General features: G+C 71.7%; 26 protein-coding genes. 11 read left to right on the top strand and 15 right to left on the bottom strand.

The annotated features are described in order from the left end of the window. Positions 1 to 88: 88 nt before the first annotated feature. A complete protein-coding gene (acs, locus tag PWG71_RS24400) occupies positions 89 to 2,059 on the bottom strand; it encodes an acetate--CoA ligase (protein WP_274812315.1) in 1,971 nt (656 codons plus the stop codon). Positions 2,060 to 2,272: 213 nt separating this feature from the next. Here acs and PWG71_RS24395 point away from each other — a divergent pair, with 213 nt between their 5' ends. From PWG71_RS24395 to PWG71_RS24375, 5 genes are all read left to right on the top strand, one after another. Further along, complete coding sequence (locus PWG71_RS24395; protein WP_274812314.1) at positions 2,273 to 3,097, top strand: oxidoreductase; 825 nt, start codon at positions 2,273 to 2,275, stop codon at positions 3,095 to 3,097. 949 nt (positions 3,098 to 4,046) lie between these two features. After that, positions 4,047 to 5,117 (top strand): septum site-determining protein Ssd, encoded by a 1,071-nt coding sequence (ssd, locus tag PWG71_RS24390; RefSeq protein WP_274812313.1) that lies wholly within the window; start codon positions 4,047 to 4,049, stop codon positions 5,115 to 5,117. Between the two features lie 92 nt (positions 5,118 to 5,209). Then, the gene (locus PWG71_RS24385; RefSeq protein ID WP_274812331.1) at positions 5,210 to 6,349 is read left to right on the top strand and encodes a TadA family conjugal transfer-associated ATPase; all 1,140 of its coding nucleotides are present in this window, start codon (positions 5,210 to 5,212) and stop codon (positions 6,347 to 6,349) included. A gap of 277 nt (positions 6,350 to 6,626) precedes the next feature. Next, positions 6,627 to 7,301 carry a type II secretion system F family protein gene (locus PWG71_RS24380; protein ID WP_274812312.1) on the top strand — a complete coding sequence of 225 codons (675 nt, stop codon included), beginning with the start codon at positions 6,627 to 6,629 and terminating at the stop codon, positions 7,299 to 7,301. 8 nt (positions 7,302 to 7,309) lie between these two features. Continuing rightward, positions 7,310 to 8,017 carry a type II secretion system F family protein gene (locus PWG71_RS24375; RefSeq protein WP_274812330.1) on the top strand — a complete coding sequence of 236 codons (708 nt, stop codon included), beginning with the start codon at positions 7,310 to 7,312 and terminating at the stop codon, positions 8,015 to 8,017. 3 nt (positions 8,018 to 8,020) lie between these two features. Here PWG71_RS24375 and PWG71_RS24370 read toward each other — a convergent pair whose 3' ends face one another. From PWG71_RS24370 to PWG71_RS24345, 6 genes are all read right to left on the bottom strand, one after another. Further along, positions 8,021 to 8,458 (bottom strand): hypothetical protein, encoded by a 438-nt coding sequence (locus PWG71_RS24370; protein WP_274812311.1) that lies wholly within the window; start codon positions 8,456 to 8,458, stop codon positions 8,021 to 8,023. Between the two features lie 251 nt (positions 8,459 to 8,709). Next, positions 8,710 to 9,150 (bottom strand): hypothetical protein, encoded by a 441-nt coding sequence (locus PWG71_RS24365; protein WP_274812310.1) that lies wholly within the window; start codon positions 9,148 to 9,150, stop codon positions 8,710 to 8,712. Beyond that, entirely contained in the window at positions 9,147 to 9,506 is a 360-nt protein-coding gene (locus PWG71_RS24360) for an Rv3654c family TadE-like protein (RefSeq protein ID WP_274812309.1), read from the bottom strand. The genes PWG71_RS24365 and PWG71_RS24360 overlap by 4 nt, the downstream gene beginning before the upstream one ends. Beyond that, entirely contained in the window at positions 9,503 to 9,865 is a 363-nt protein-coding gene (locus PWG71_RS24355; protein ID WP_274812308.1) for a TadE family type IV pilus minor pilin, read from the bottom strand. Before PWG71_RS24355 ends, PWG71_RS24360 begins: the two co-directional genes overlap by 4 nt. After that, entirely contained in the window at positions 9,843 to 10,079 is a 237-nt protein-coding gene (locus PWG71_RS24350; protein WP_446725093.1) for a DUF4244 domain-containing protein, read from the bottom strand. The genes PWG71_RS24355 and PWG71_RS24350 overlap by 23 nt, the downstream gene beginning before the upstream one ends. A gap of 392 nt (positions 10,080 to 10,471) precedes the next feature. Beyond that, entirely contained in the window at positions 10,472 to 12,745 is a 2,274-nt protein-coding gene (locus PWG71_RS24345; protein WP_274812307.1) for a DEAD/DEAH box helicase, read from the bottom strand. A 184-nt stretch (positions 12,746 to 12,929) separates the two neighbouring features. Between PWG71_RS24345 and PWG71_RS24340 the strand changes: the two genes are divergently transcribed. Then, positions 12,930 to 13,277 (top strand): STAS domain-containing protein, encoded by a 348-nt coding sequence (locus PWG71_RS24340; protein WP_274812306.1) that lies wholly within the window; start codon positions 12,930 to 12,932, stop codon positions 13,275 to 13,277. A gap of 13 nt (positions 13,278 to 13,290) precedes the next feature. Further along, positions 13,291 to 13,833 carry an ATP-binding protein gene (locus tag PWG71_RS24335; protein WP_274812305.1) on the top strand — a complete coding sequence of 181 codons (543 nt, stop codon included), beginning with the start codon at positions 13,291 to 13,293 and terminating at the stop codon, positions 13,831 to 13,833. A 106-nt stretch (positions 13,834 to 13,939) separates the two neighbouring features. Here PWG71_RS24335 and PWG71_RS24330 read toward each other — a convergent pair whose 3' ends face one another. The 3 genes from PWG71_RS24330 to nth form a co-directional block, all read right to left on the bottom strand. Then, complete coding sequence (locus PWG71_RS24330; RefSeq protein WP_274812304.1) at positions 13,940 to 15,118, bottom strand: MarP family serine protease; 1,179 nt, start codon at positions 15,116 to 15,118, stop codon at positions 13,940 to 13,942. Positions 15,119 to 15,172: 54 nt separating this feature from the next. Continuing rightward, positions 15,173 to 15,826: an NUDIX hydrolase gene (locus PWG71_RS24325; RefSeq protein WP_274812303.1), complete on the bottom strand. Its 654-nt coding sequence runs from the start codon at positions 15,824 to 15,826 to the stop codon at positions 15,173 to 15,175. Positions 15,827 to 16,372: 546 nt separating this feature from the next. Then, complete coding sequence (nth, locus tag PWG71_RS24320) at positions 16,373 to 17,116, bottom strand: endonuclease III (RefSeq protein ID WP_274812302.1); 744 nt, start codon at positions 17,114 to 17,116, stop codon at positions 16,373 to 16,375. A 277-nt stretch (positions 17,117 to 17,393) separates the two neighbouring features. On the opposite strand from nth, the gene PWG71_RS24315 reads away from it, so the two are divergent. Beyond that, the gene (locus tag PWG71_RS24315; RefSeq protein WP_274812301.1) at positions 17,394 to 18,080 is read left to right on the top strand and encodes a Crp/Fnr family transcriptional regulator; all 687 of its coding nucleotides are present in this window, start codon (positions 17,394 to 17,396) and stop codon (positions 18,078 to 18,080) included. Positions 18,081 to 18,215: 135 nt separating this feature from the next. Here the strand turns inward: PWG71_RS24315 and PWG71_RS24310 are convergent, their stop codons facing one another. From PWG71_RS24310 to PWG71_RS24295, 4 genes are read right to left on the bottom strand one after another with little or no spacing between them, the layout of a single operon-like run. Beyond that, positions 18,216 to 19,022 (bottom strand): MBL fold metallo-hydrolase, encoded by an 807-nt coding sequence (locus PWG71_RS24310; RefSeq protein ID WP_274812300.1) that lies wholly within the window; start codon positions 19,020 to 19,022, stop codon positions 18,216 to 18,218. A 10-nt stretch (positions 19,023 to 19,032) separates the two neighbouring features. Then, the gene (locus tag PWG71_RS24305) at positions 19,033 to 19,833 is read right to left on the bottom strand and encodes an NUDIX hydrolase (RefSeq protein ID WP_274812299.1); all 801 of its coding nucleotides are present in this window, start codon (positions 19,831 to 19,833) and stop codon (positions 19,033 to 19,035) included. Between the two features lie 17 nt (positions 19,834 to 19,850). Then, a complete protein-coding gene (locus PWG71_RS24300) occupies positions 19,851 to 20,312 on the bottom strand; it encodes a RidA family protein (protein WP_274812298.1) in 462 nt (153 codons plus the stop codon). Further along, a complete protein-coding gene (locus PWG71_RS24295) occupies positions 20,313 to 20,486 on the bottom strand; it encodes a DUF4177 domain-containing protein (RefSeq protein WP_013156298.1) in 174 nt (57 codons plus the stop codon). A gap of 117 nt (positions 20,487 to 20,603) precedes the next feature. Here PWG71_RS24295 and PWG71_RS24290 point away from each other — a divergent pair, with 117 nt between their 5' ends. Both PWG71_RS24290 and PWG71_RS24285 read left to right on the top strand, forming a co-directional pair. After that, positions 20,604 to 21,635: an ArsA-related P-loop ATPase gene (locus tag PWG71_RS24290; RefSeq protein WP_274812297.1), complete on the top strand. Its 1,032-nt coding sequence runs from the start codon at positions 20,604 to 20,606 to the stop codon at positions 21,633 to 21,635. Further along, positions 21,632 to 22,759 (top strand): ArsA family ATPase, encoded by a 1,128-nt coding sequence (locus PWG71_RS24285; protein WP_274812296.1) that lies wholly within the window; start codon positions 21,632 to 21,634, stop codon positions 22,757 to 22,759. The genes PWG71_RS24290 and PWG71_RS24285 overlap by 4 nt, the downstream gene beginning before the upstream one ends. Positions 22,760 to 22,814: 55 nt before the next feature. Here the strand turns inward: PWG71_RS24285 and PWG71_RS24280 are convergent, their stop codons facing one another. After that, positions 22,815 to 23,144 (bottom strand): WhiB family transcriptional regulator, encoded by a 330-nt coding sequence (locus PWG71_RS24280; protein ID WP_274812295.1) that lies wholly within the window; start codon positions 23,142 to 23,144, stop codon positions 22,815 to 22,817. 428 nt (positions 23,145 to 23,572) lie between these two features. Between PWG71_RS24280 and PWG71_RS24275 the strand changes: the two genes are divergently transcribed. Further along, a complete protein-coding gene (locus PWG71_RS24275) occupies positions 23,573 to 25,957 on the top strand; it encodes a penicillin-binding protein (RefSeq protein ID WP_274812328.1) in 2,385 nt (794 codons plus the stop codon). Positions 25,958 to 26,002: the final 45 nt, after the last annotated feature.

Below are 26,002 nucleotides of genomic sequence, written 5' to 3'. Positions count from 1 at the left end.
TTTGTTCATCGGGGTGAGCGTTCCCTGCTGGGAAGGGGCGCCCCGGAACGGTGAAGGGTCCGGGGCGCCCCGTGTGTCGGTGCGCGTGTCAGTCGTCCTGCGGGGCGGGCGGCAGCTGCTTGGCGATGACCTCCATGATCGAGGAGTCGGTGAGCGTGGAGGTGTCACCGACCGCTCGGTGCTCGGCGATGTCGCGCAGCAGGCGGCGCATGATCTTGCCCGAACGGGTCTTGGGCAGTTCGGGCACGGCCAGCAGGCGGGCCGGCTTGGCGATCGGGCCCAGGGAGGTGCCGACGTGGTCGCGCAGGGCCTTGAGCGTCTCCTCGGAGACCTCCTCGGCGCCGCTGCGCAGGATCACGAAGCCGACGATGGCCTGACCGGTCACCTTGTCGGCGGCGCCGACCACGGCGGCCTCCGCCACCGTGGGGTGCGAGACCAGGGCGGACTCGACCTCGGTGGTGGAGATGTTGTGGCCGGAGACGAGCATGACGTCGTCGACGCGGCCGAGCAGCCACAGGTCGCCGTCCTCGTCCTTCTTGGCACCGTCGCCCGGGAAGTACAGGCCCTCGAAGCGCGACCAGTAGGTGTCCTTGTAGCGCTCGGGGTCGCCCCAGATGCCGCGGAGCATGGAGGGCCACGGCTCGCGGATGACGATGAAGCCGCCTTCGCCGTCGGGCACCGAGTTGCCGTTCTCGTCCACGACGTCGGCGGCGATGCCGGGCAGGCCGCGCATGGCCGCCCCGGGCTTGCCGGAGGTGACGCCCGGGAGGGGGCTCACCATGATGGCGCCGGTCTCGGTCTGCCACCAGGTGTCCACGACGGGGGTGCGGTCACCGCCGATGTGCTTGCGGTACCAGATGTAGGCCTCGGGGTTGATGGGTTCGCCGACCGAGCCGATGACGCGCAGGCTCGACAGGTCGAACTTGGCGGGGATGTCGTCCCCCCACTTCATGAAGGTGCGGATCGCCGTCGGGGCCATGTAGGCGATGGTGACCTTGTACTTCTCGATGATCTCCCAGAACCGGCCGCGGTGCGGGGTGTCCGGGGTGCCCTCGTAGAGGACGGTCGTCGCGGCGTTGGAGAGCGGGCCGTAGACGATGTAGGAGTGGCCGGTGACCCAGCCGATGTCGGCGGCGCACCAGTAGACGTCGGTCTCGGGCTTGAGGTCGAAGACCGCCCAGTGGGTGTACGACGCCTGGGTGAGGTAACCGCCGGTGGTGTGCAGGATGCCCTTGGGCTTGGCCGTGGTGCCGCTGGTGTACATGATGTACAGCGGCGTCTCGGCGTCGTGCGCCTCGGGGGTGTGCTCGGTGCTCTGGGAGTCGACGAGGTCGTGCCACCACACGTCGCGGTCGGTCCACTCGACGTCCTGGCCGGTGCGGCGGACGACGAGGACGTTCTCCACGGCGGGGCGGTCGGCGACCGCGCCGTCCACGGCGGGCTTGAGCGCGCTGGGCTTGCCGCGCCGGTAGCCGCCGTCCGCGGTGATGACGAGCTTGGCCTGGCTGTCGTCCAGGCGCTGGCCGAGCGCGTCGACGGAGAAGCCGCCGAAGACGACCATGTGGACGGCGCCGAGGCGGGCGCAGGCCAGCATCGCGACGATCGTCTCGGGGATCATCGGCATGTAGATGGCGACGCGGTCGCCCTTGGTGACGCCGAGCCCGGTGAGGGCGTTGGCGGCCTGGGAGACCATGTCCTTGAGTTCGGCGTAGGTGATGCTGCGGGTGTCGCCCGGCTCACCCTCCCAGTGGTAGGCGACACGGTCGCCGAGGCCGTTGGCGACGTGGCGGTCCACGCAGTTGACGGAGGCGTTGAGCCTGCCGTTGACGAACCACTTGGCGAAGGGCGGCTGCCAGTCGAGGACGCTGTCCCAGGGCTGGTCCCACTGGAGCCTGCGAGCCTGCTCCTCCCAGAAACCCAGGCGGTCCTCGGCGGCCTCGTCGTAGACCTCGGCCTTGACGTTGGCGCTCGCGGCCAGCTCGGCCGGCGGAGGGAAGCTGCGCGTCTCGTGGAGAAGGTTGGACAGTGTCTCCTGGCTCGGAGGAGTGCTGTCGGCCACTGTGATTCTCCTTACGTTGGCTGGTTCACACCAAATTAATCATGTGGTCTGTACCTGTGGAACATCCAGGGTCGGGTCCAGCGCCGGGGACGACCCGGCACGCGACGAACGGTCGGTGAACGGTCACCGGGGGACGACGAGCGGTCGCGCGACAGGGCGGAAAGGGACGGGCGGGGACGCGTCGGACGTCGGTGGCCGGTGTTACCGGCGCGTATGTTGGAGCGCGTGAGCGAAACGACTTCTGCCGCCCAGACCGATCCGCTGGCCCGGATCGCCGCGCTCCCCGGCGTGGCCGAGGCCGTGGAGGAGACCCGGACCCTGGTGGACCGGCTGCTGGGTCACCGGATCCTGCGCCGTCGCAGCAGCGACGTGTCCATGGAGTCCTCCCTGCGCGGAGCGTGCGCGTCGGCCGCCCTGGAGGGCGCCGAGGTGTCGATGGACGAGATCCGCGCCGGGCACGTGTACGACACCCGGATCAAGGGCGCGCTGCGGGTCGGTGGTGAGCTGGGGACCCTGGTGGAGACCTGGCCGAAGGCGCCCCGCCAGGTGCTGGCCCGCCTGCACACGCTCGCCGCGGCGGACGCGGTGTCCGCCGACGCCCTGGGGCGACCGCGGCTGGCCGGAGAGCGGGTCGAGGACCCGCTGGGGGTGGGCGCACCGTTGTCCCCCGAGGCCGCGCACGCCCGGATGGAGGGCCTCTACGCGCTGCTGGCCGCGCGCACCTCGGTGCCGGCGCTGGTCACCTCGGCGGTGGTGCACGGCGAACTGATGGCGATCCGCCCCTTCGGTTGGGGCGACGGGATCGTGGCGCGCGCCGCCGAGCGGTTGACGCTGGTGGAGCGCGGGCTGGACCCCAAGTCGTTGGTGCCCTCCGAACTGGGTCATCGGACGCTGTCAGAGGAGTACGCGCCTGCGCTGCGCGGGTACATGGGCGGAACGCCCGAGGGTGTGGCCGCGTGGGTCGCCTACTGCTGCCGTGCGGTGCGGGCCGGGGCCCAGGACTCGCTGGCCACGTGCGAGGCGCTCAAGCGCGGGTGAGACCGGACCGGGGCCCCGGAGCCACCGGGTGCGGATCCTCGATCTCCGCCGGCCGGTCCGGGTGGACCTCCGAACAGGGGCCGTCGGGACGGTGAACGGGAAACAACGCCCATCACTCGTCCATTTACGGTCCGGTCGAGGCACGAAGGATACCGGTTCGGTCACGCTCACCCGTTACCGAATGTTTCGGAGTTGCTTCGCACTCCTGTCGAACACGACGAACGACGCCCCGCGGAGAATCCGCCGGGCGCCGTCTCCGACACGTTGCACCGGGTTAGCAAGCGTCCATTCATATAGCCTGACCTGGTGCTTCGCAGAGCACCTCGATCGAGGCGGGCCTAACGAGGCCTGCTGGCGCGTGGGTTCCCGGTTCACCTGTCAGGGTGGATCTCAGCCACCGATCACTTTCTTTGTACGACAGGAGCCGGGATCCGAAAAGGTGGTTGACCCAACTTTTCATCCTGGATTCCCGAACCGATACACAGCGTCACGTGGTAACGTCGTTCCCGTCGTTCCGACGGGAACCGGTTCCCACCACTTCGGTAAAAGCCTCGGCGTGCGCGTATTCCCTACGCGGCCCGACGGCACCGGCCCCGCGTGGAACGCACGTGCCGACGCGCTTTTCGGTGGTCCGGGGGATCCCCTCCCCTCGTCGACCCTTCCGAAGGGCGGGCCCGGCCCTCCCCCCAGGGCCGAGACGGCGACCCACCCGCGCTCCCCCCTATCGCGGGACGTCGCACGAGGCCCGCTCGCCGAGCCTGTCGGGCGGGATGTGCATCCGCCCCCGTGTGCGCATCCCGCCCGCAGGTCTTCGGAACCCCTCCGGTCCGGCACCCTCCTCGCCCCTTCCTCGACCCGGTGAGTTGTCCACAGGTGCGCGATCGGGGCTTTCCCGCGTCCCCCGCATCGGCGAAGGTCGAAGGGTAACCCTCCCGTTCCCGGAGGCCCCATGGACGCCGCACCTCCCCTCATCGCCACCGCCGACACCGGACTGCTCGACGACCTGCTGAGGTTGTCGGCCGCCGCCTCGGTCCGGGTGGCCACCGCCGACAGCGTCGACCGCGCGCTGCTGTCGTGGCCGCGCTCCCCGATGGTCGTACTGGGCGCCGACCTGTACCCGACACTGCGCTCCGGCGAGCGGCCACCGCACGCCCGCTTCGTGGTCGTCGCCCGCGAGGGGGTCGTCGGGGAGGAGCGGGTACCGGGTCTCCTCGGCGCGGGTCGCCCCCTGCTGCTGCCCCGTGATGAGAACGTCCTGACCGGGCTGCTCGCCGCCGGGGGGACACCCGGGCGTCGGGCACCGACCGTGGCGGTGGTCGGCGGACGCGGCGGGGCCGGAGCGAGTCTGCTTGCCGTCGCCCTGGCGTTGGCCGGCGCCCGGGGCGGGCACGGCACGGCACTGCTCGACGCCGACCCGCTGGGGTGCGGGCCCGACATCCTCCTGGGCTGCGAACGTGATCCGGTGGAGCGGCGCATCGGCTGGGACGACCTGGTGGGGCGGCGCGGACGCCTGCGGTGGTCCGATGTGGCCCCGCGGCTGCCCGGCCCGACCGGGATCTCGGTGCTGACCTGGATGCACGGGCCCGACCCGCGTCGTGGTCCCCTGCCCGCCGACGCGGCCCGGGCGATGCTGGACTCGGCCCGACAGGGGTGCGATCTGGTGGTCGTCGACCTGCCGCGTTCGTTCGGATCGGCGGTCACGGCGTTCCTCAACCGGTCCGACCTGGTACTGCTGGTCGTCCCGGCCGAGGTGGCCGCCGTGGTGGCGGCGTCGGCGATGGTGCCGCGGTTACGGGAGGAGTCCCGTGAAGTGCGCGCCGTGGTGCGCGGGGCCTCGGGCGGGTTGACCGCCGACGTGGTGGCCCGAGGGCTGGGGCTGCCGTTGGGGGCCGATCTGCCGCCGGAACCGGGGCTGGAGCGGACGCTCACGGCGGGGCGGCGGCCGGCCGACCATCCGCGTTCGCCGCTGGCCGGGTTCGCCGACCGGCTCGTCGCCGACCTGACGGGGGTGCCCCGGTGAACGCGCCGGCCGAAGGGGCCCCGTGGCGCCCTTCGAAGGCCGGTCCCCTGAGCACGGACGCCCCACCCGGCCGGCACGCCGAAGGCCCGGAGCTGGTGGAGGCGGTGCGCAACCGGTTGGTGGCGTCGGGGACGCCGGTCAGCCCGGGCAACGTGGCGGCGGCGTTGCGGGCCGAGGGCGGGGTGCTGGGCGACACCGAGGTGCTGTCCCTGACCCGGCGGTTGGCCGCGGACCTGGCCGGGGCGGGGCCGTTGGAGGAGCTGATGACCTCCGGGGTCACCGACATCCTGGTCAACGGACCCGACGAGGTGTGGGTGGACGACGGTGGCGGGCTGCGCCGGGTGGCGGTGCGGTTCGAGTCGGCCGACGCGGTGCGGCGGTTGGCCCAGCGACTGGCGGCGCAGGCGGGACGGCGGCTGGACGCGGCGGTGCCCTATGTGGACGCCCGTCTACCGAACAACGCGCGTCTCCACGCGGTACTGCCGCCGATCTCGCCGACGGGGGCGTGCGTGTCCCTGCGGATGCCGCCCCGACGGGCCTTCACCCTGGACGAGTTGGTGGCCTGCGGAACCCTGACACCCCACGGGGCCGCGCTGTTGCGCGCGATGGTCGTGTCACGGGCGGCGTTCCTGGTGAGCGGTGGCACCGGCACGGGCAAGACGACCCTGTTGTCGACGCTGCTGTCGTTGGTCGATCCACGGGAGCGGATCGTGCTGGCGGAGGACTCCCCCGAACTGCGCCCGGATCACCCGCACGTGGTGCGTCTACAGACCCGCCCGGCCAACATCGAGGGCAGCGGCGAGGTGACCTTGGAGGTACTGGTCCGTCAGGCGCTGCGGATGCGCCCGGACCGGTTGGTGGTCGGCGAGGCCCGGGGACCGGAGATCGTGTCCCTGTTGGGGGCGCTCAACACCGGACACGAAGGCGGTTCCGGGACCCTGCACGCCAACGGCGCGGGGGACGTGCCGGCCCGGGTGGAGGCGCTCGGCTGCGCGGCCGGTCTCGGCCGCGAGGCGGTGCACAGTCAGTTGGCGGCCACGCGGGTGCTGGTGGTGCACCTGGTCCGGGACGCCGGGGGGCGCCGGTTGTCGGAGGTGCGGGTGCTGGGGCACGACCGTCAGGGCCTGGTGCACACGGTGCCCGCGGTGTCGTTCGCCGCCGACGGCGCCCACCGGGAGCATCCGGGCATGGGCGAGCTGATCGCGCGGGTCGGCGAAGGCCTGCGCCGGTGAATCCGGCCCGCTCCGGAAGGTGGCCCGCCGATCCACCTCCAGACGCGCGCCCGCTACCACCGGGACCCGGAACCGGGCCGGGCCGCCGAGGGTGGCGGGCGTCGGTTCGACGGATGGCTTCTCCGGCCGTGGCCGCAGCGACCGCGAACGCGGGCAACGGGGCCGGTGTGAGCGGAAGCGCGGGAGCGAAGGGAAACCGGCGGACGCGAACGCGGAAGCGCCGGATACGGGGCCGGTGTGAACGGGAGCGCGGAAGCGCGAGAAACGGGGCCGTGCGATGACGGTGGTGTGGGTGTGCGCCGTGGGGCTGGTGGCGTTGGGAGTGCTGGCCGACTCCGGGCCCGGCGGATGGGTGCCGGTGATGGACCGGGGTCCGTCGGTGGCGCGGGCGGTGACCCGGGCGCGAGCCCTGCGGACCGGATCGACACGGGGACGGGAACAGCGGCGCGAGGTGATCACGCTGTGCCGGGTGTTCGCCGCCGAACTCCGGGCCGGACGGCCACCGGAGGACGCGTTGCGGGCCGGTCTCGCGGCGGCCGGACCCGGCATGTTCGGGGCGATCGGCGGAGAACCCGGGGCCGAGGCGCTGCGCGAGGCCGCCGAGGCGGATCCGGATCTGCGCGCCCTGGCCTACCTGGCGGTGTGCTGGGAGGTGGCCGCGGACACCGGGGCCGGACTGGCGGAGGTCGTGGACGCGCTCGCCGCCGAGCTCACCGAACAGGAGGAGCTACGGGCCGAGATCGCCGCGCGCACCAGTGGACCTCGGACCACCGCGGTCATCCTCGGTGTGCTCCCGCTGGTCGGGTTGCTGATGTCGGCCGGGTTGGGCGGCGCGCCGTTGACGTTCCTGTTCACCACCCCGTTGGGGGTGCTCTGCCTGGTCTCCGGGGTGCTGCTGAACCTGCTGGGTCTGTGGTGGACGCTGCGGCTGGTGCGCGCGGCGGTCGGATGAGAGGGGGGATCGTGTTCGCCGTCATCACCGTGGTGTGCGGGGTCGCGGGGGTATGGGTCGCGTTGGGCGGTGGCCCCGGCGGCCGACTGCGGCCACCACCCGCACCACGGCGATCCCTCCCCGGGCGCCCCTTGCTCATGTCCTTGGCCGGGGCGGGCGCGGTGACGTTGCTCGGGACACTGTTCGGACCGCTCGGGGTGGGCGCGGCGGTGGTCGGCGGCGCCGTCTGGTGGGCGCGCGGGCGCTCCACGACGGCCGGGGATCGGATCGAGGTCACCGGGGACGTCCCCGTGGTGATCGGTCTCATCTCGGCCGGGATGCGGGCCGGGGCGCCCCTGCCCGCCTGCCTGACGGCGGTGGCCCGGGCCGCGCCCGGGCGGTTGGGCGGGGAACTGGCGCGGGTGGCCGAACGGCTGCGGCTCGGCGCCGACCCGGCCCTGGCCTGGGCCGACGAGCCCGGGGTGCTGCCCGAACCGTTGGCGGCCGCCGGTCGCGATCTGGCCCGGGCCGCCGACACCGGGGCACCGGTGGCCGACCTGTTGGACCGGCACGTGTCCGACCTGCGCCGGGATGTGCGGGCGCGGGCGGCCGCGCGGATCGAACGGTTGGGCGTGCTCGTGGTGATGCCGTTGGGGTTGTGCTTCCTGCCCGCGTTCGTGCTGGTGGGGGTGGTGCCGATGGTGGTGGACCTGTTGTCACGGGCCCTGGGCCGGTGAGGGTCAGGCCTCGTCCTCGCTCAAGCCGTCGATGAGGTCGCCCAGGACCAGGGAGCGGTCCCGCAGGGACATCAGGCGCAGTTCCTTGAGCGCGGGCAGGGTGTCCACCCGGGTGCCGCGCGGGCCCTCGACCGTGCACAGGCGCATGCAGTGCTGGGTGGGCGCCCGCCAGAAGTCGCGTTCGTCGACCGGGGCGAGGCGGTACACCGTCGCCGGGTAGCGGGGCGTGCGGCCCGGGGGTCGCCACTGGGGGACCCGGGCGAGGACGAACCCGGTGATGAAGGAGTCGAACACACCCTCCTCGGCGAGGTCTCCCAAGGCCTCGCGATCGCCCTCGGTTCGGCATTCCGCGCACCCCGCCAGCTCGGCCCGCAACAACCACCGCGCCCGCGCGTGTCCCACCTCGGTGTTCTTGAGTTTGCTCGGGTGTCGGTGTCCCATACATCGGAGGGTAAGGCCGTGGCGGCCCTGGTGTGCGCGACCCGCGCGCATCGCCGCCCCGCACCGCCTCATGGGGCTCGTCGCACGACCGCGCCCCGGACGAAAGGCCCCGTCGGGCGGCGCGTTCCCGCCCATGGCCGGGATGCCCGTAGGACGGAGTCGTCCACGGCCCGGTCATACCTCCGGGAGAGGGAACACGGATCCGGCCCGGGGCGCTCCCCGTCCGGGGCGGGGACGTTCGGAGGCCGAGGTCACCAGGGGTCGTCCGGAGCGGAGCCGGCGCGGCGGCGCCCGAGGTAGGGCGTGGGGAACCGGGGCCAGCCGACCGTGAGGCGCAGGACGAGCACCGTCGCGGCGAGCAGGAACAGGAACACGGTGGAGACGTTGCCGACGAAGCGGGCGACGGTCTCGGCCGGAGCGGGGGTGGTGGAGACGTAGTGGACCATCTGGACCGTGGTCGGCTCCGCGGGTGGGACGGGCGCGGACTCGGATCCCCGTTCCGCCGTTCCCCGGACGGTCTCCGGTCCCGGCTCGGCGACCGGCACCACCCGTGGTGACGGGCAGGCCGTCCTCGCCGGGTCCGGGTGAGGACGGTCGGGGGCCACCGACGGCGGCGGGCAGATGGACGGCGCGGGTTCGGGGTGGGGTGGGACGCACAGGAGCAGGGCGCACATCACGACGGTGAGGGTCATGGTTCTTCCTCGTGTGGGACGGTTCCGTGGACCGGCCCCGCGCGTGAGTGCGCGTTGACGGTCAGGTCCAGGACGGTGGGGACCGCGACCACCACCTCGGCGGTGTGGCCGGCGATCTCACAGGTGTCGAGGGAGGCCCCGTTGGCCTCGGCGGTCAGACGGGCGCGCTCGCAGGCGGCGTCCGTTCCGTGGACGGCGACGGAGGCCGCCGCGAGGGCGGCGAGGTCGGCGGCGGTGCCGGCACGGTCCCGGTCGAGCCGGGCGGTCGCCGCCAGGACGGCGGCGAGCGCGACGGTCCACAACAGGGTGCTCATGGTGATCCAGTGGACGGTGGCCCCACCGGAGTCCGCGGTCATGGTGGGATCCCGGGTTCGAGGAGGACGGCGGCCGTGCCGCGCACCCTCACGGGGTGGACGTGGACACGGCCGAAGCGGAGTTCGGCGGTGACGGTGACGCGGGCCGTTCCCCCGTCTCGGGCGAGGTGGACCTCGGCCCCCACGGGAGCCGCGTCGAGGGCCGCCTCCCGGGCCAGATCCCCGCTCTCCCCCCGGGCCAGGGCCCGGGCGCCCACGCGGGCGGCGTCGGCGCACGCGAGCCGGGCGTCGGCCGCGGTGACGGCGCCGACCGCGACCGCCAGGACGATGAGGAGGGCGGGCAGGGTGAGGGCGGCCTCGACGGTGACGGCGCCCCGGTCAGAAGCCCGTGCCGAGCGCATTGACGACGATGCCGGTGAGGGCGTCGTTGACGGCCGGGCTCTTGACGATCGCGTAGAGGACCCCCGCGAACGCGACGGCGGTGATGATGCACAGCGCGTACTCGGTGGTGGTGATCCCCCGTTCGGCCTCCGGGGGCGCGGCACGGTGCGACACCGCCGGCAGGAGGGGGAACGGACAGCGGGCGAGGGTGGCAAGGCATGCCGAAGAGAACACGGGACCTCCCTGGTAGGAGGACCGACAGAGGTGTCGGTCCCGATTCCAGGTTCGGTCGCTGGGGGTCGGAGCGAAAGGGCTTTCCCCAGCCTGTGGATAACTTTCCCGCCGCCCCGACACCGCCTCTCGCGGCGTCCGCGAAGGCGGCCGGGGTGCCGGGATGGCGCTCCCTCCCGTACCCGCCGACGCGCGCGAACGCCTCCGCCTGATCGACGCGGACCTCACCCGCCCCTTCACCCGGGAGACCTCCTCCATCCCACCGCCCTCCGGTGGCACGGACTTCCACATCACGGTCCTGGCGATGAGCCGCAGCTTCTGGGGCGGCCGCTCGGAGGAGGTCGTGGCCGCCGAGGCCGCGATCGGCGCCGACCGGGAGGAGATCGCCACCGCCCTCACCGGCAGGAGGGTGTGGCGAGCACCTCGTCGAGAAGGCGCAGGGCACCCGACTTGCTCAGGGGTTCGTTGCCGTTGCCGCACTTGGGGGACTGGATGCAGGACGGGCACCCCTCCTCGCACTCGCAGTCGGCGATGGCCGCGCGGGTCGCGGTGAGCCACTCCCGGGCCGCGGCGTAGCCGCGTTCGGCGAACCCCGCTCCGCCTTCGTGCCCGTCGTAGACGTACACCTCCACCCGGCCGGTCGCCGTGGACACCCCGCCGATGTCCCAGCGGTCGCAGGTGGCCAGCAGCGGCAGCATGCCGATCGCGGCGTGCTCGGCGGCGTGGGCGGCGCCGAGCAGGCCGACCTCCTCCTTGCGCAGGCGCTGTTCGGCCTCGGGCGGCAGCGTCCACCACACGGCCCGGGTGTGGAGGGTGCGCGCGGGCAGGTCGAGGGACTGCTCCCCGAGGACCGAACCGGTGCGCACATCCCGTTTGAGGTAGCCGATCACCTGCCGGGTCACCTCGACCTCACCGAAGCGAAGGGTGATCCCGCTCGGCCACTCCTCCTCGCGGATGACCGACCGGACGGTGATGTCGGTGGTGTCGCGCGCCCACGTGCCGTACGGCGGTTCGGCGGGGTGGACCAGCGCCACCCCCTCGTCCAGGTCCAACCCGTCGACCAGGTAGGTATCCCCCTGGTGGAGGTAGACCGCTCCGGGGTGCACGGTCCCGTGGGCGGCCGCCTCGTCGATCTCGCCGAGCAGACCACCGGTGGAAACGTCGACGATCTGGACCGGTGAACCGCCTGATCCCCTGATATCGGCCAGGTCACTTGCCCTTTCATTGCTTGTCCAGAACCAGCCTCTGGGGCGTTTCCTGAGAAGTTTCCGTTCGACGAGTTCGGCCAGCCGTTCCTCGATGGTCGGCCCGAAGACGCCGAAGTCGCTCTCCGTGATCGGGAACTCCTGAGCGGCCGCGCACAGGTGCGGACCCAGGATGTGCGGGTTTTCCGGATCGAGCACGGCCGTTTCCACGGACTGACCGAAAATGGCCTCCGGGTGGTGCACCAGATAGGTGTCCAACGGGTCGTCACGGGCCACGAACACCGCCAGCGCGTCCTCGTCGCCCCTCCCCGCGCGCCCCGCCTGTTGCCACAGGGAGGCGCGGGTCCCCGGCCAACCGGCGATGATCACCGCGTCCAATCCGGTGATGTCCACCCCCAGTTCGAGGGCGTTCGTACTGGCCAGCCCGAGCAGTTCCCCGGAGCGCAACGCCTCTTCCAGCCTGCGCCGCTCCGAGGGCGTGTAGCCGCCGCGGTAGGCGGCCACACGCCGGGCCAGATCCGGTTCCAGCATCCGCTGAGCGGTGAGCGACACCAGTTCGGCCCCTTGGCGCGAACGCACGAACACGAGCGTGCGCACCCCCTGCCGTACCAGGTCGGCGAGCATCTCGGCGGCCTGGGAGGGCGCGGTCCGGCGCACCGGCGCACCGTGTTCGCCGGTCAGGTCGGTGAGTTCGGGCTCCACCAGCGCCACCGACATCCCCGGGCGCGGCGAACCGTCCTCGGTGACGGCGGTGACCGGGATCCCGGTCAATCGGGTGGCGCTCTCACCGGGGCTGCCGGAGGTCGCGGAGGCGAGCACGAACACCGGTTCGGCGCGGTGGCGGGCGCACACCCGGCGGAGCCGGCGCAGGATCTGCGCGACGTGCGATCCGAACACCCCGCGGTACAGGTGCGCCTCGTCCACGATGACGTAGCGCAGCCGGCGCAGGAAGCGTCGCCACCCCTCGTGGCGGGGCAGCAGGCCGTGATGGAGCATGTCCGGATTGGTGAGCACATAGTCACCGTGCTCGCGCACCCAGGAGCGTTCCTCCGGTGGGGTGTCCCCGTCGTAGACGGCCGCCCGCATCCCGGGAAGCCCCAGTTCCTCGATGGCGCGGAGCTGATCTCGGGACAGCGCCTTGGTCGGCGAGAGATAGAGCACCGTTCCACCCGAGTCAACCGCCTCCACCGCGGGCATAAGGAAGGCAAGTGACTTTCCCGAGGCGGTACCCGTGGCTATGATCACATCACGGCCCGAGCGTGCGAGGTCGGCGGCGGCCACCTGGTGGGACCACGGCTCCGTGATCCCCCGAGCGGCCAGACGTTCGACCAGGTGGGGTGGGGCCCACTCAGGCCACCGCTCGCTCACCCCGTCATGTCGGGCCACGTGTTCGACGTGGGTCACCTGCGGGTACCGGGTTTCGTCACGCCACACACCGGGGAGCACGGGCTCCGATCGCCTCATCCGAGACCCCTCCTCACCGGGCGTGTTCTTCCTGATGGACATTGGTTTCAGTGTGCCATCCGGGGGAACGGTCGCGCGGTGTCACGGTTTTTCCGTGCATCACGGGAGGACGAACACGACACCCGTGGTTGAATGCGTGCTGGTGGGGTAACGCCCGGCAGAGATCATCGGCGCTGGAGGACTAGTGGATTTGAAACTTGATCATTACACCGAGGGCGACACGGAGATCGTCGTCGTTGAGGGTGAGATCGACGTCTACACCGCACCCCGGCTCCGCGAGCTGCTGATCGACCTGGTCAACAAGGGCAACTTCCACCTCGTGGTCAACATGGAGAAGGTGGAGTTCCTGGACTCGACGGGTCTGGGTGTGCTCGTGGGCGGGCTCAAGCGCGTTCGCGCGCACGACGGCACCCTCGATCTGGTGTGCACCCAGGAGCGCATCCTCAAGATCTTCCGGATCACCGGTCTGACCAAGGTCTTCGGTATCCACAACACCGTGCAGGAAGCCATCGACAAGCGTGCCGCGAAGTAGTACAGAGCGAGCGATGGCGACCATCACGCTCACGATCAGCGCGCTTCCGGCACACGTGCGCACGGCCCGGCTCATGGCCGCGACCGTGGCCCGGCGTGCCGGAATCCCCGCCTCCACGATCGACGAGATCCGGTTGGCGGTCGGTGAGGCGTGCTCCCGGGCGGTGGCGGCGCACAAGCTGCACTGTCCGACACAGCCGATCCTGTTGCAGCTGATCGACGACGGCGGGCCCGAGCCGGTGTCGGACTCCCGAACCGACACCGCGAGCCGTATCCTGCGCGCCAACGGGAGCGCGACGCGACGCTTCGAGGTGGTCGTCTCCGACAGGGCTCCCGCCCAGGAGGCCTTGGAGCCGACCGACCACACCGAGCCCCTCCTCGACGGGCTCTTCCTCGACGGTGAGGACACCCCTCCCGGCGGGATCTCGGGGTTCTCCCCGGGGCTGGGGCTGGCGGTCATCACCGGCTTGGCCGACGAGGTGAAGATCGATCCCGGCGAGCACGGCACCATCGTGCGCATGAGCTGGCCGATCACGCCGGACCCGAGTGCCAACTAGGGTTCCGGACACGGTGCGATGAGGGTGCCTTCCCCGCGGGGGAGGCGCCCTTCGCCGTTCTCCGAGCCTCGCGGGCCGGCCGCTCTCCGACCCGGCCGGGCCCCGTTCAGTCGCAGTTCCGCGAGGAGACCTCCGCGGTGGCGGTGAGTCCGCTCTCGGCGTTGGCGGCGACCTCGTCGGCGGTGAGCACGTACCCGGTCTCGGGCTCGTTGGTGGCGGCGGCGAACACCACCCCGTAGACGGTGCCGTCGGGGGCCAGCAGCGGCCCACCGGAGTTGCCCGGCCGCACCACGGCGCGCACCTGGTAGATCTCCCGGCTCACCTGCTGGGAGTGGTAGAAGTCCGGCCCCTGGGCGGTCTGGCGGGCCCGCACCCGGGCCGGGACCGCGGTGAACCCGCTGTTGCGCGGGAAGCCGGCGACGACGGCGTCCCCTCCCTGGGGCGCGTCGTGGGTGAACTCCAGGGGTGCCAGCTCCAGGTCGGGGACGTGCAGCACGGCCAGGTCCTGTTGGGCGTCGAACAGCACCAGGGTGGCGTCGAGCTGGTGTCCTTCCCGGGTGACCACCCGCAGATCGTCGGTGACCCCGGCGACCACGTGCGCGTTGGTCATGATGCGGCCGTCGGAGTAGACGAACCCGGTGCCCTCCACCCGGCGCTGGCACGAGGGCGCGGTACCCAGCACCTTGACGACGCTGCGGCTGGCCTCGATGAGTTCGGGGGTGGTGAGCACGTCGGGGTCCGGCGGTTCGACCTCGGCCAGTTCCCCGGTGCCCAGACCGCTGAACACCTGCGGGAAGGCACTCTGGTCGACCACACGACGGAAGGTCGAGAAGCCGCTGTGCGCCGACTCGGGCATGAGCGTGTCGACCGATTGGAGGATGCGGGAGCCCCGCACCTGTTCGGCGACGAAGGGCAGCGCGGAGTTGGCGACCGTGCTGCCGATGAACCAGGCCACCAGCAGCACCGAGAAGCCGCTGACGACGGCGCCGCCCATGGCGTCCACGACCCGGGCCGAGTCCCACGTCACCTTGTTGCGCACCATCGTGCCCAGGTAGGAGAGCAGGAACTGGCCGAGTGCGGCGGACAGGAACACCACGGCGATGGCTATGAGGGCCTGCCGTCCGGGGTCGGCCACCCACTGCTGGATGTACCCGGGGGCGGTCAGGGCGGCGAGCACGCCGCCGCCGATGAACCCCGCGAAGCTGAAGACACCGACGATGAAACCCTGTCGGTACCCGGTCACCGCGAACAGCAGCAACAGGACGATCAGGATCACGTCGAGCACATTGCCCTCCAAAGGTGAGCGCTACCCACGGAAGCGAGGTGAGCGGTGCCGGCCTCAGCCGACGGGGCGCAGTCCGTTCGGTGTCGCCTCGAACACATCGGTGAGACCCTCACGACGCCAGGGAAGTTCCCATTCGCCCAGGGCGAGCAGCCGGTCGACGATCGCACCGGTGAACCCCCACACGAGCATGCCGTCCACACGGAATCCGGGACCCCACCGGGGGCCGTCCCCGTAGCGCACCATGACCCGGTTCGCGGGGTCGGCGAGGTCGGAGACGGGGACCCGGGAGACCGCGGCGACCTCGTGCAGGTCGGTGGGGCGCACCTCGCTGGGGTCGCGCCACCAACCGAGCACGGGGGCCACCCGGAAGTCGCTGAAACTGAGGTAGAGCTCCGGGAGGCGGCCGAGGACGTCCACCCCGGCGGGCACCAGACCGGTCTCCTCGGCGGCCTCGCGCAGCGCCGCGGCCTCCGGGGAGGGGTCGGTGGGTTCGATGCGGCCGCCGGGGAAGGCGGGCTGTCCCGGGTGCCGGCGCAGACCGGCGTTGCGCTGGATGAGCAGCAGGTCGGGGCCGTGGGGGCCCTCACCGAAGAGGATGAGGACGGCGGACTCGCGGCCGCCGTCGCGCGGCGGGCGCATCTGCGGCGGCACGGTCATGCCGGACGCGGAGTCGGCGAGCGCGGCGAGCCAGGGCGGCACGGGGTTCATGGGCGGCACCTGCCTTCGATGAGGGGGCGGACCGGTGGACACGGGCGGGCGTACACCCGCCCGCGACGCGGATCCCCCGCGCCGTTCCCGTCGGTCGTCATGTGATGGGACCTCGGCGGGCGTGCGGATCGCCGATCGCGACATCGGGCGAGGCGGGTGCGGACCCGCGTCGCCCCACGCGAACGCCCTCGGTACGCAGAGGGCGCGCGGCCGGGCCCGGATCGCGCTCTTGGAGGGGTCGGGTCGGCTCTCCGGTGTCAACGCTCACACCATCAGAGTACAAAGCGCGACCGCCCGTTCTCGACGGTGCGCGGACGGGCCGCCCGTCGGAGGGGGCGGTCGGGCCCGGGCGGGTGCGGTGCGGTGCTCGGTCATCTCGTTGTACGGCGACCGGCTCCCGTCGGAGTCGGACTCGTGCGGGGCACGGCGAGGCCGGGGCGGAGCCCGCCGAGCGGACGCCATGGGGGACCGGCTGTCCGGTGGACGCGCTCTCCGTTCACCCGGTCGACCCGTCCGGATGCCGACGGGGCGGCGACGCGGCGGACGTCAGGCGAAGGAGCGCATGCGCAACAGCTTGGCGGCGGTCTCCGGGTCGGTGGGGCCCTCACCGAAGGAAGGGCACCAGCGGGCCAGTCCGCACGCCCCACAGGCGGGTCTGCGGGCGTGGCAGACGCGGCGCCCGTGCCAGACGACGCGGTGGGAGAGCATGGTCCAGTCCTTGGGCGGGAACAGGCCGCCGATGGCGTGCTCGACCTTGACCGGGTCCTCTTCGTCGGTCCACCCGAATCGACGGACGAGACGCCCGAAGTGGGTATCGACGGTGATTCCGGGCACATCGAAGGCGTTACCGAGGAGTACGTTTGCGGTTTTCCGCCCCACACCCGGTAGTTTGACCAGGTCGGCGAGGTTCCCAGGGACCTCGCCGCCGTGCTGCTCGCACAACGCGGACCCGAGGCCCATGAGGCTGTTCGCCTTGGCCCTGAAGAAGCCAAGAGGTCGGATGATCCCCTCAAGTTCGTCACGGTCGGCGGACGCGTAGGCCTCGGCGTCGGGGTAGTGCGCGAACAGGGTGGGGGTCACCTGGTTGACCCGCTTGTCCGTGCACTGGGCGGACAGGATCGTCGCGACCAACAACTCCAACGGGGTCGTGAAGTTCAGCTCGCAGTGGGCGTCCGGGTAGAGCTCGGTGAGTTCCCGGTACGTCCTGCGGGCGCGACGGACCAGCGCGAGACGGCTCTCGCCCGTGGGGGTGCGCTCTGGAATGTTCGCGTTCGTCGTGTCACGGGGCATCGTCACAGGGTAGGGGGCCGTGGGGATCCGCGCGGATCCGTGGGACCCCACCCGCTCGCGGGACGGAGGACGACCGGCGGGATTATGTAACCAATGTCCCGGTGGCACGGCGCGGAGATCCCTGCTGGAAGCCGATCACGACTAAGATCGCAGAGGCTGACGTCTGCCAGTCGTGGGCGCGGGTCTCCCGGCGGACAAGCCGAGGTAACGACCTGGTTTCACACCCGGATGCGATATACGTCACACTGTTGGCGGTCAGGTTTTAGTAGGAGGACGTGTGGTGGACGACATCAACGAGGTTCTGCGCAAGGCCCCCTTGTTCGAGGCCTTGGACGAGGAGGACACGGCTGCGCTGCGCTCCTCGGTCAACGAGGTGCGCCTGGGTCGTGGGCAGACCCTGTTCAACGAGGGCGACGAGGGCGACCGCCTGTACGTCATCCTCAGCGGGAAGGTGAAGCTGACCCGCACGGCCGTGGACGGCCGCGAGAACCTGCTCGGGGTGCTCGGCCCCGGCGAGATGTTCGGCGAACTGTCGCTGTTCGACCCGCGCCCGCGCACGGCGAGCGCCGTCGCGGTGACCGACTCCGTCCTGGCCGGGCTGGGCCACGACGACCTGCGCCCGTTCCTGTCCATCCGCTCCCAGGTCTCGCTCCAGCTGCTCAAGGCCCTCGCCGAGCGTCTGCGCCGGACCAACGACGTGATGGCCGACCTGGTCTTCACCGACGTGCCCGGCCGTGTGGCCAAGGCCCTGCTCGAACTCGCCGAGAAGTTCGGCAAGGAGGGCGACGACGGCCTGCACGTCCACCACGACCTCACCCAGGAGGAGCTCGCCCAGCTGGTCGGCGCCTCCCGTGAGACGGTCAACAAGGCCCTCGCCGAGTTCGCGCTGCGCGGCTGGCTGCGGATCGAGGCCAAGGCCGTCGTCCTGCTGGACGTCGAGCGCATGCGCCGCCGCGCCCGTTAGGTCGGCGACACCCCGGCCCCGCACGGCGGGAGCCCCGGGCCGGCGGGCTCCGGCCCGCGTCGAATCCCCTCGTCGGGAATCGCGCGGACCGGAGCCCGTCGCCGTTTCCGCGGCGGAGGTTCGAGAGGGTGCGGCTCAGACCTCGACGCCGTCGGGCAGGCGTCCGTTCACGGCCAGGTAGCGCAACTGAGCGCGGACCGACGACATCGCCGCGAACCGGATCTGCTCGGTGATGTCCGGGTACACCCGGTCGACGATCTCCTCCACCCGCACGGCGCCCGCGACCACCGCCTCCAACACCTGGCCGAGCCGGGACTCGCGGTGGTCGATGTAGGAGTCCAGCGCCGCGGCGGGCGTGGTGATGATCGGCCCGTGCCCCGGCAGCAGGGTGCGCACCTGCTCCTCGCGGACCAGGTCGCGCAGCCGGTACAGCGACTCCATGTAGGGCCCCAGACCGTCGTCGCCGTCGATGACGGTGCTCCCGTGCCCCAGGACCGTGTCGCCGGTGAGGATCGCGCCGTCCGCCTCCACCAGCAGGCAGATCGAGTCGTCGGTGTGCCCGGGGGTGGCCAGCACCCGCAGCCGCAGACCGTCGACGTCCAGCACCTCACCGTCGGTCAGGCCTCGGCCGCCCACCCGCAGGTCCGGGTCGACGGCGTGCACCGGGGCCCCGGTGAGTTCGGAGAAGTAGCGCGCGCCCTCGGAGTGATCGGGGTGCCGGTGGGTGAGGATCGCCATGAGCACCTGGGCGCCCTGTTCCTGCACGGTGCGCGCCACCCGTTCGAGGTGCCGCTCGTCGTGCGGGCCCGGATCGACCACCACGACCCCGCGGGCACCGGGCTCGCGCAGGATCCAGGTGTTGGTCCCCTCCAGGGTCATCGGCCCCGGGTTGGGGCACAGGACGCAGCCGGCGCGCAGTGTGCCTGAACCGTCGATCCTCATCGCACCTCACTCAACTGGGAAGGGGATAGTCGATCCCGTCGGGGGCGAAGACACGGAGCCGACCGTCGACCACGCGCACTTCGGGCTCAATGGCGACGATATCCCGTTTCGCGCTCCTCACCCCGGCCAGGGTGCCGCACTCGGCCACCTGACCACAGGTGACCAGGGTCGGCGGCAGCATCGGCATCCGCCCCCGCGACCACTCCTCCTCCACGAGCGCCGGGTCGATCCACCGGGTCAGGTCGGCCTCCCCGCCGACGTCCCGGGAGAGCTGGCCCCGCGGCAGTTCGGCGGCGAAGAACCAGGTGTCGAACCGGCGCTTCTCCCCGATCGGGGTGATCCACCGCGACCAGGCGCGCAGCCACTCCGAGCGCAGCACCAGACCGCGACGGGACAGCACCTCGGTGAAGGAACGGGAACGGTCGATCAACCCCAACCGGTCCCGTTCCCACTCCTCCGACGTCGTGTCGAGGACGAGGCCGTCGCTCCCCGGCCCACCGGCCAGGAGCACGCCGGTCTCCTCGAAGGTCTCGCGGACCGCCGCGCAGACCAGGGCCCGTGCCCGGGGCACGTCGACGCCGAGCACGGCCGCCCACTCCTCGGGGGACGGCCCCGTCCAGGGCAGGTCACCGGCCGCGTCGCGCTCGTCCACCCCGCCACCGGGGAAGACGTAGGCGCCGGGGGCGAAGCCCATGGAGCGGACCCTGCGCATGAGCAGGACCTCCATGCCCTCGCCCGCCCGGCGCAGCAGCACCACCGTGGCGGCCGGACGGGGCGCCGGGGCCCCGCCCTGCTCCGAACCGCTCGACATCGTTCTCTCCTCGCTCCTCAGACGACTTCGACGATCATGTCGACCTCGACCGGCGAGTCCAACGGCAGGGCCGCCACACCGACCGCCGCGCGGGCGTGCACGCCGGCCTCGCCGAACACCTGGGCGAGGAGGTCGCTGGCCCCGTTGATGACGCCGGGGTGTCCGGTGAAATCGGGTGCGCTCGCCACGAAGCCCCCCACCTTGACGACGCGGACGACGTTGGACAGTTCACCGACCTCGGCGCGCACCGCGGCGATCGCGTTGAGCGCGCACAGCGCCGCCAGCTCCCGCGCGGTCTCCGGGGTGACCTCCGCGCCGACCTTGCCGGTGGCGGGCAGCTTCCCGTCCACGAACGGCAGCTGGCCCGAGACGTACACGTGGGATCCGCTGCGCACGGCCGGAACGTAGGAGGCCACGGGGGCCGCCACCCGCGGCAGGGTCAGTCCGAGTTCGGTGATCCGCTCTTCCGGGGTGGCCATCTAGAGTTCCCGCTTCATGTAGGCGACGTACTGCTGGTTGCGCGGGTCGGTGCCCTCGGGCAGGGGCGCGGGAACGACGGAGACGAGTTCCCAGCCGTCGGCACCCCAGTTGTCGAGGATCTGCTTGGTGGCGTGCGACAGCAATGCCACCGTCTGGTACTCCCACTTGCTCATGTGGTCACTTACCCCCTGTGCGGTGCGCCCGGCTGGTCCGGGCACGTCGACGCCGCCACATTACTCACCCCGGCCGCCCACCGTGCGAGGCGAGGACACCCGCATAGACTCCGTGGGGTGAGCGAGCACGAACACGGACCACGGGAGCCCGGTCGGACGTGCGCCGGGGCCCGACTGCACATCGTCACCGGCAAGGGCGGGACCGGGAAGACGACGGTGGCGGCGGCGCTGGCCAGGGCCCTGGCCTCCGACGGTGGCCGGGTGCTGTTGGTCGAGGTGGAGGGACGGCAGGGCGTCTCGACGCTGTTCGGGGTTCCGCCGTTGCCCTACGAGGAGCGCGAGATCGACTCCGTGCCGGGCGGCGGCAGCGTCTTCGCGCTGGCCGCGGACGCCGAGGCCGCGCTCATGGAGTACCTGGAGATGTTCTACGGGATACGCCGGGCCGGGCAGGCGCTGACGAGACTGGGCGCCGTCGACTTCGCCACCACCATCGCCCCCGGGCTGCGGGACGTGCTCCTGACCGGCAAGGCCACCGAGGCGGTGCGCCGCCGGGAGGGTGGCCGGCGTCGCCCGGAGGGCCCCTTCCGTTACGACGCGGTCGTCATGGACGCGCCGCCCACCGGTCGGATCGGCCGGTTCCTCAACGTCAACTCCGAGGTGGCCGGGCTGGCCCGGGTCGGTCCGATCCGCAATCACGCCGACCGGGTGATGGAGGTGATCCGTTCGGAGCGGACCCGGGTGCACTTCGTGTCGTTGCTGGAGGAGATGCCCGCCCAGGAGACCCGCGACGGTATCGCCGAGATCTCCGACCTGGGGTTGCGCGTCGGCATGGTCGTCGTGAACATGGTGCGCCCGTCACTGCTCTCGGAGGCCGGGCTGGCCGCGGCCGCCGCGGGCGAGATCGACCTGGAGGCGTTGGCCACCGGGTTGAAGGCGGCCCGCCTCGACGACGCCGACGCGCTCTCCGTCTCTCTGGCGCGTGAGGTGACCGCGCACGCCCTGCGGGTGCGCCTGGAACGGCGGGTGCGCGGGGAACTCGCGGACACGGGCGCGCCGATGCTGGACCTGCCCCTGGTGGAGGGCGGAGTGGGACGGGCCGCGCTGGAGGCGCTGACCCGCCGCATGATCGAACAGGGGGTGCGCCTGTGAGCGCCGAACGTCTGGACGTGGACGCGCTGCTCGACGATCCCTCGACGCGGATCGTGGTGTGCTGCGGCGCGGGCGGGGTCGGCAAGACCACCACGGCGGCGGCCCTGGGCCTGCGGGCGGCCGAACGCGGCCGGCGCACGGTGGTCATCACCGTGGACCCCGCCCGGCGACTGGCGCAGTCGATGGGGTTGGCGTCGCTGGACGACACCCCGCGTCCGGTGCCGCTGCCGGAGGGGGCCACCGGGAGCATGCACGCGATGATGCTGGACATGAAGCGGACCTTCGACCAGGTCGTCGAGGAGCACGCCGATCCGGAGCGGGCCCGGCAGATCCTGGCCAACCCCTTCTACCAGACCCTCTCCACGAGCTTCTCCGGCACGCAGGAGTACATGGCGATGGAGAAGCTCGGGCAGCTGCGCCAGTCCGGGGAGTGGGACCTGATCGTGGTGGACACCCCGCCCAGCCGGTCCGCGTTGGACTTCCTGGACGCCCCGAAACGGTTGGGACGGTTCCTGGACGGACGACTGGTCAGGTTCCTGAGCGCCCCCGCGCCCAGTGGCGCCTTCCGGTTGTTGGGCGCCGGTGTCGGGCTGGTGACGTCGATCCTGGGCAAGGTCCTGGGGACGCAGCTGTTGAACGACCTGCGAGCGTTCGTGACGGCGTTCGACACGGTGTTCGGGGGGTTCCAGGAGCGCGCGGAGCGCACCTACCGTTTGCTCCAGGCGCCGGGGACGGCGTTCGTGGTGGTGGCGGCGCCCGAGACCGACGCACTGCGGGAGGCCTCCTACTTCATGCGACGGCTGGCCACCGACGCGATGCCGCTGGCGGGGTTGGTGATCAACCGCACCCATCCGCTACCGGAGGGGGCGGGCTCCGCTTTGGACGCGGACACGGCGTCGGCGTCGGCGGACGCGTTGGCCGCCGCCGGAGAGCACCCGGAGACCGTGGCGGCACTGCGGTTGCACGCCGACCTGGTCCGCACCCACCTGCGCGAGCGGGAACTGCGGGACCGGTCGACGGCCGACCATCGGGAGGTCCCGGTGGTGGAGGTGCCCGCGCTGCCCGAGGACGTGCACGACCTGGACGGCCTGCGGGGTATCGGGAGGGCCCTGGCCGGCGGGTGAACCCCGGCCGGCGCGGCCGCGTCTCGGCCGTACCGCACCGTCCGACGCGGCGACCTCAGTCCGCGGAGGCCGCGTGGGTCTCGGCGTAGCGGACCAGATCACGGACGAGGTCCTCGTCACCCTCGCGCCGGACCTCGTCCAGGACCGGCGCCCAATCGGTGACCTGGGGGTGCTTGCGCAACAGGGCGCGGCGTTCGCGTTCGGTCATGCCGCCCCAGACACCGAACTCCACCCGGTTGTCCAACGCGTCCACCAGGCATTCGGTGCGCACGGGGCAGTCATGGCAGATGAGTTTGGCGCGGTTCTGCGCCGACCCCTGGACGAACAGTGCGTCGGGGTCGATCCTGCGGCAACGTGCCCGGGTCGTCCACTGGTCAATCCACATGTGCGCTGTTCCCCCGTGGTGAGCCGCGGCCGCGGGAGCCCGGCGATCCGTGTGCTCCGAGCGGTTGCCGGGAAAGGGTAGGCTCCGGCTGACGAGTGGGACGGACGGAGATCCGCCCCGTTGTGCAAAAAGTTACGGACTCCGGGGCCGTCGCGACAGAACCCACTCGACCCACTTTCCATCCCACCGAATATGGTCCGCTCGGGCCATTGCGCGGACGGTGTCGACCCTCCACCTGTGATGACCCGGTGCCCCTTCGTGACCGAACCGAAGGGTGTAGAGGCTGCGATAACACGTGAAAAGATGTTTTGGGGGCAGAGCCCGCGCGGTGCCGTGGGCGTTTCGGTACGCCCGAGCACCATCCGTTCCACAGCGCACCTCTCGGCGCTCATGTGGTCACCTAATCTGATGGGGTGGGTCAGGGGACATTGCTTCAGAGAATCAGCCAACTGGTCGTCGTCAGTGCCATCGCCGGACTCCTGGTCGCCGCGTTGGCACTGCCCGCCGTCGGTGGCGTCGGCATCACAGCCCGCAACGTCGCCGCCGGCTTCCTCGACATGCCCGGCAATCTGGAGACGCCGCCTCCCCCGCAGCGCTCCACCATCTATGACAGCGAGGGCGGTGTCATCGCGGAGATCTTCGATCAGAACCGCGAGCTCATCTCCCTCGACGACGTCTCCCCGGTGATGGTCGACGCCATCCTCTCCATCGAGGACGCCCGCTTCTACGAGCACGGCGGTCTGGACGTGTCGGGCACGCTGCGCGCGGCCCTGCGCACCCTCGGCGGCAACACCGAGGGCGCCTCGTCCATCACCCAGCAGTACGTCAAGAACGTCCAGATCGAGGCGGCCACCTCCCAGGAGGAGCTGGAGACCGCCCGCGAGGAGACGATCGCCCGCAAGATCCGGGAGCTGCGCTACGCCATCGCCCTGGAGAAGCGGATGACCAAGGACGAGATCCTTGAGGGCTACCTCAACATCGCCTACTTCAGCGATGGCGCCTACGGCGTCGAGTCGGCCGCACAGCACTACTTCAAGGTCCCCGCCAGCGAGCTGGAGCTGCACCAGGCCGCGACCATCGCCGGTCTGGTCCGCTACCCGTACCTGTACAACCCGCGGTTCTTCCCCGAGCAGACCGTCGAACGCCGCAACGTGGTGCTCGACCGCATGGTCGCCTCCGGGGCCATCACCGAGGCCGAGGCCGAGGAGGCCAAGGCCGAGCCGCTGGAAGTGGACCTGGACACCCCGCCCAACGGGTGCGTGCCCAGCAAGCAGCCGTTCTTCTGCGACTACGTGGTCCAGGAGATCGAGAAGGACGATCGCTTCGGCCCCAACGAGACCGAGCGGGCGCGCTGGCTGCGCACCGCCGGCCTGGAGATCCACACCACCCTGGTGCCGCAGACCCAGAAGTCCGCGCAGGAGGCGGTGGACAAGTGGGTGCCGCGCAAGAACGAGTCCCGCAAGGTCGCGGCCGAGGTCGTCATCCAACCGGGGACCGGCCGCATCCTCGGCATGGCGCAGGGGCGCAACTACGGCCCCGACGAGAGCAAGCTCGGCGAGACCTCCATCAACTTCGCCACCGACGCCGACCGGGGCGGCAGCAGCGGGTTCCAGGCAGGGTCGACCTTCAAGGCGATCACCCTGGCCGCGGCGCTGGAGGAGGGGATGCCGTTCAGCACGGCGTTCAACTCGCCCACCAAGGTGTCCGTGTCGGGGCAGCGCAGCTGCAACGGCGGATCCCTGTCCACCTGGGAACCGAGCAACGCCGGTGACACCGCCTCGGGCACCACGCACAACATGGTGTCGGGCACCAAGGCGTCGTCCAACACCTACTTCGCGCAGTTGCAGGCCAAGGTCGGCATCTGCGACGTCATGGAGATGGCCGAGAAGCTGGGCCTCAAGCGCGCCGACGGCACCCTGTTCACCGAGAACGAGAACTCGCTGGCCAACAGCAGCTTCACCCTGGGCAGCGAGGAGGTGTCCCCGCTGCGGGTCGCCAACGCCTACGCCACGTTCGCCTCGGGTGGCATGTACTGCGAGCCGCAGGCCATCACCACGATCGAGGACAAGCAGTCCGACACCACGATCGAGATCGAGCCCGAGTGCGAGCGGGCGCTGGACGAGGACGTCGCCCACGGCGTCTCCTACCTGCTGTCGCAGACGTTCAACGGCGGTACCGCGAGCGCCCTGGGCATCGGCCGCCCGGCGGCGGGCAAGACCGGTACCACCGACGGTTCCGCGGCGGCCTGGTTCGCCGGGTTCACGCCTCAGATGGCGGCGGCGGTGTTCGTCGCCGACCCGCGCGGTCCGCAGCAGTACCCGCTGACCAACGTCACCATCGGCGATCGCTACTTCCCGGTGGTGTACGGGGCGACGATCTCCGGGCAGATCTGGAAGGAGACCTTCCAGGGCGCGCACGAGGGACTGGAGGTGAAGCAGCTGCCGTCCGCGCCGGGCCGGTTCGGTTCGACGTCGGTGCCCAGGCCTGCCTCGCCCGAGCCGGACGACGACCCCAGCCCGGCGTCCGACGACGGCGGTGTGCCCGACGTGGTCGGCCAGACCGAGTCCGAGGCCGTGAGGCTCCTGGAGGCGGCCGGCTACGAGGTGAACGTGTCCGCCACCCGCCTCAACTCGTCCGAGCCCGAGGGCGCGGTGGCCGCGGTCAACCCCGATCCCGGAACGCGCCTGCCGCGCGGGGCCACGGTCAACGTGTTCCTGAGCCAGGGCGGCGGGACCGCGGGAACCACCGATGACGACGACGGATGGTTCCGGGTGCGACCGGCGCACACGCCGACGACCGGACCACGGGACTGACCGGAGCACGACGAGGGGGCCGCGGCGCACGCCGCGGCCCCCTCG

It is taken from the genome of Nocardiopsis sp. N85, from assembly GCF_028882275.1.
GTDB lineage: Bacteria > Actinomycetota > Actinomycetes > Streptosporangiales > Streptosporangiaceae > Nocardiopsis > Nocardiopsis lambiniae.
The sequence above is the reverse complement of the archived record's forward strand: the minus strand, read 5'-3'. Positions and strand labels throughout refer to the sequence as shown.

What these genes read in the sequence shown, in the direction of transcription:
- PWG71_RS24395 (WP_274812314.1), top strand. Translation starts at nt 2,273, where the DNA reads ATGTTGGAGCGCGTGAGCGAAACGACTTCTGCCGCCCAGACCGATCCG.
- ssd (WP_274812313.1), top strand. Translation starts at nt 4,047, where the DNA reads ATGGACGCCGCACCTCCCCTCATCGCCACCGCCGACACCGGACTGCTC.
- PWG71_RS24380 (WP_274812312.1), top strand. Translation starts at nt 6,627, where the DNA reads ATGACGGTGGTGTGGGTGTGCGCCGTGGGGCTGGTGGCGTTGGGAGTG.
- PWG71_RS24370 (WP_274812311.1), bottom strand. Translation starts at nt 8,458, where the DNA reads ATGGGACACCGACACCCGAGCAAACTCAAGAACACCGAGGTGGGACAC.
- PWG71_RS24365 (WP_274812310.1), bottom strand. Translation starts at nt 9,150, where the DNA reads ATGACCCTCACCGTCGTGATGTGCGCCCTGCTCCTGTGCGTCCCACCC.
- PWG71_RS24360 (WP_274812309.1), bottom strand. Translation starts at nt 9,506, where the DNA reads ATGACCGCGGACTCCGGTGGGGCCACCGTCCACTGGATCACCATGAGC.
- PWG71_RS24355 (WP_274812308.1), bottom strand. Translation starts at nt 9,865, where the DNA reads ATGCGCTCGGCACGGGCTTCTGACCGGGGCGCCGTCACCGTCGAGGCC.
- PWG71_RS24345 (WP_274812307.1), bottom strand. Translation starts at nt 12,745, where the DNA reads ATGAGGCGATCGGAGCCCGTGCTCCCCGGTGTGTGGCGTGACGAAACC.
- PWG71_RS24335 (WP_274812305.1), top strand. Translation starts at nt 13,291, where the DNA reads ATGGCGACCATCACGCTCACGATCAGCGCGCTTCCGGCACACGTGCGC.
- PWG71_RS24325 (WP_274812303.1), bottom strand. Translation starts at nt 15,826, where the DNA reads ATGAACCCCGTGCCGCCCTGGCTCGCCGCGCTCGCCGACTCCGCGTCC.
- nth (WP_274812302.1), bottom strand. Translation starts at nt 17,116, where the DNA reads ATGCCCCGTGACACGACGAACGCGAACATTCCAGAGCGCACCCCCACG.
- PWG71_RS24310 (WP_274812300.1), bottom strand. Translation starts at nt 19,022, where the DNA reads ATGAGGATCGACGGTTCAGGCACACTGCGCGCCGGCTGCGTCCTGTGC.
- PWG71_RS24305 (WP_274812299.1), bottom strand. Translation starts at nt 19,833, where the DNA reads ATGTCGAGCGGTTCGGAGCAGGGCGGGGCCCCGGCGCCCCGTCCGGCC.
- PWG71_RS24300 (WP_274812298.1), bottom strand. Translation starts at nt 20,312, where the DNA reads ATGGCCACCCCGGAAGAGCGGATCACCGAACTCGGACTGACCCTGCCG.
- PWG71_RS24295 (WP_013156298.1), bottom strand. Translation starts at nt 20,486, where the DNA reads ATGAGCAAGTGGGAGTACCAGACGGTGGCATTGCTGTCGCACGCCACC.
- PWG71_RS24280 (WP_274812295.1), bottom strand. Translation starts at nt 23,144, where the DNA reads ATGTGGATTGACCAGTGGACGACCCGGGCACGTTGCCGCAGGATCGAC.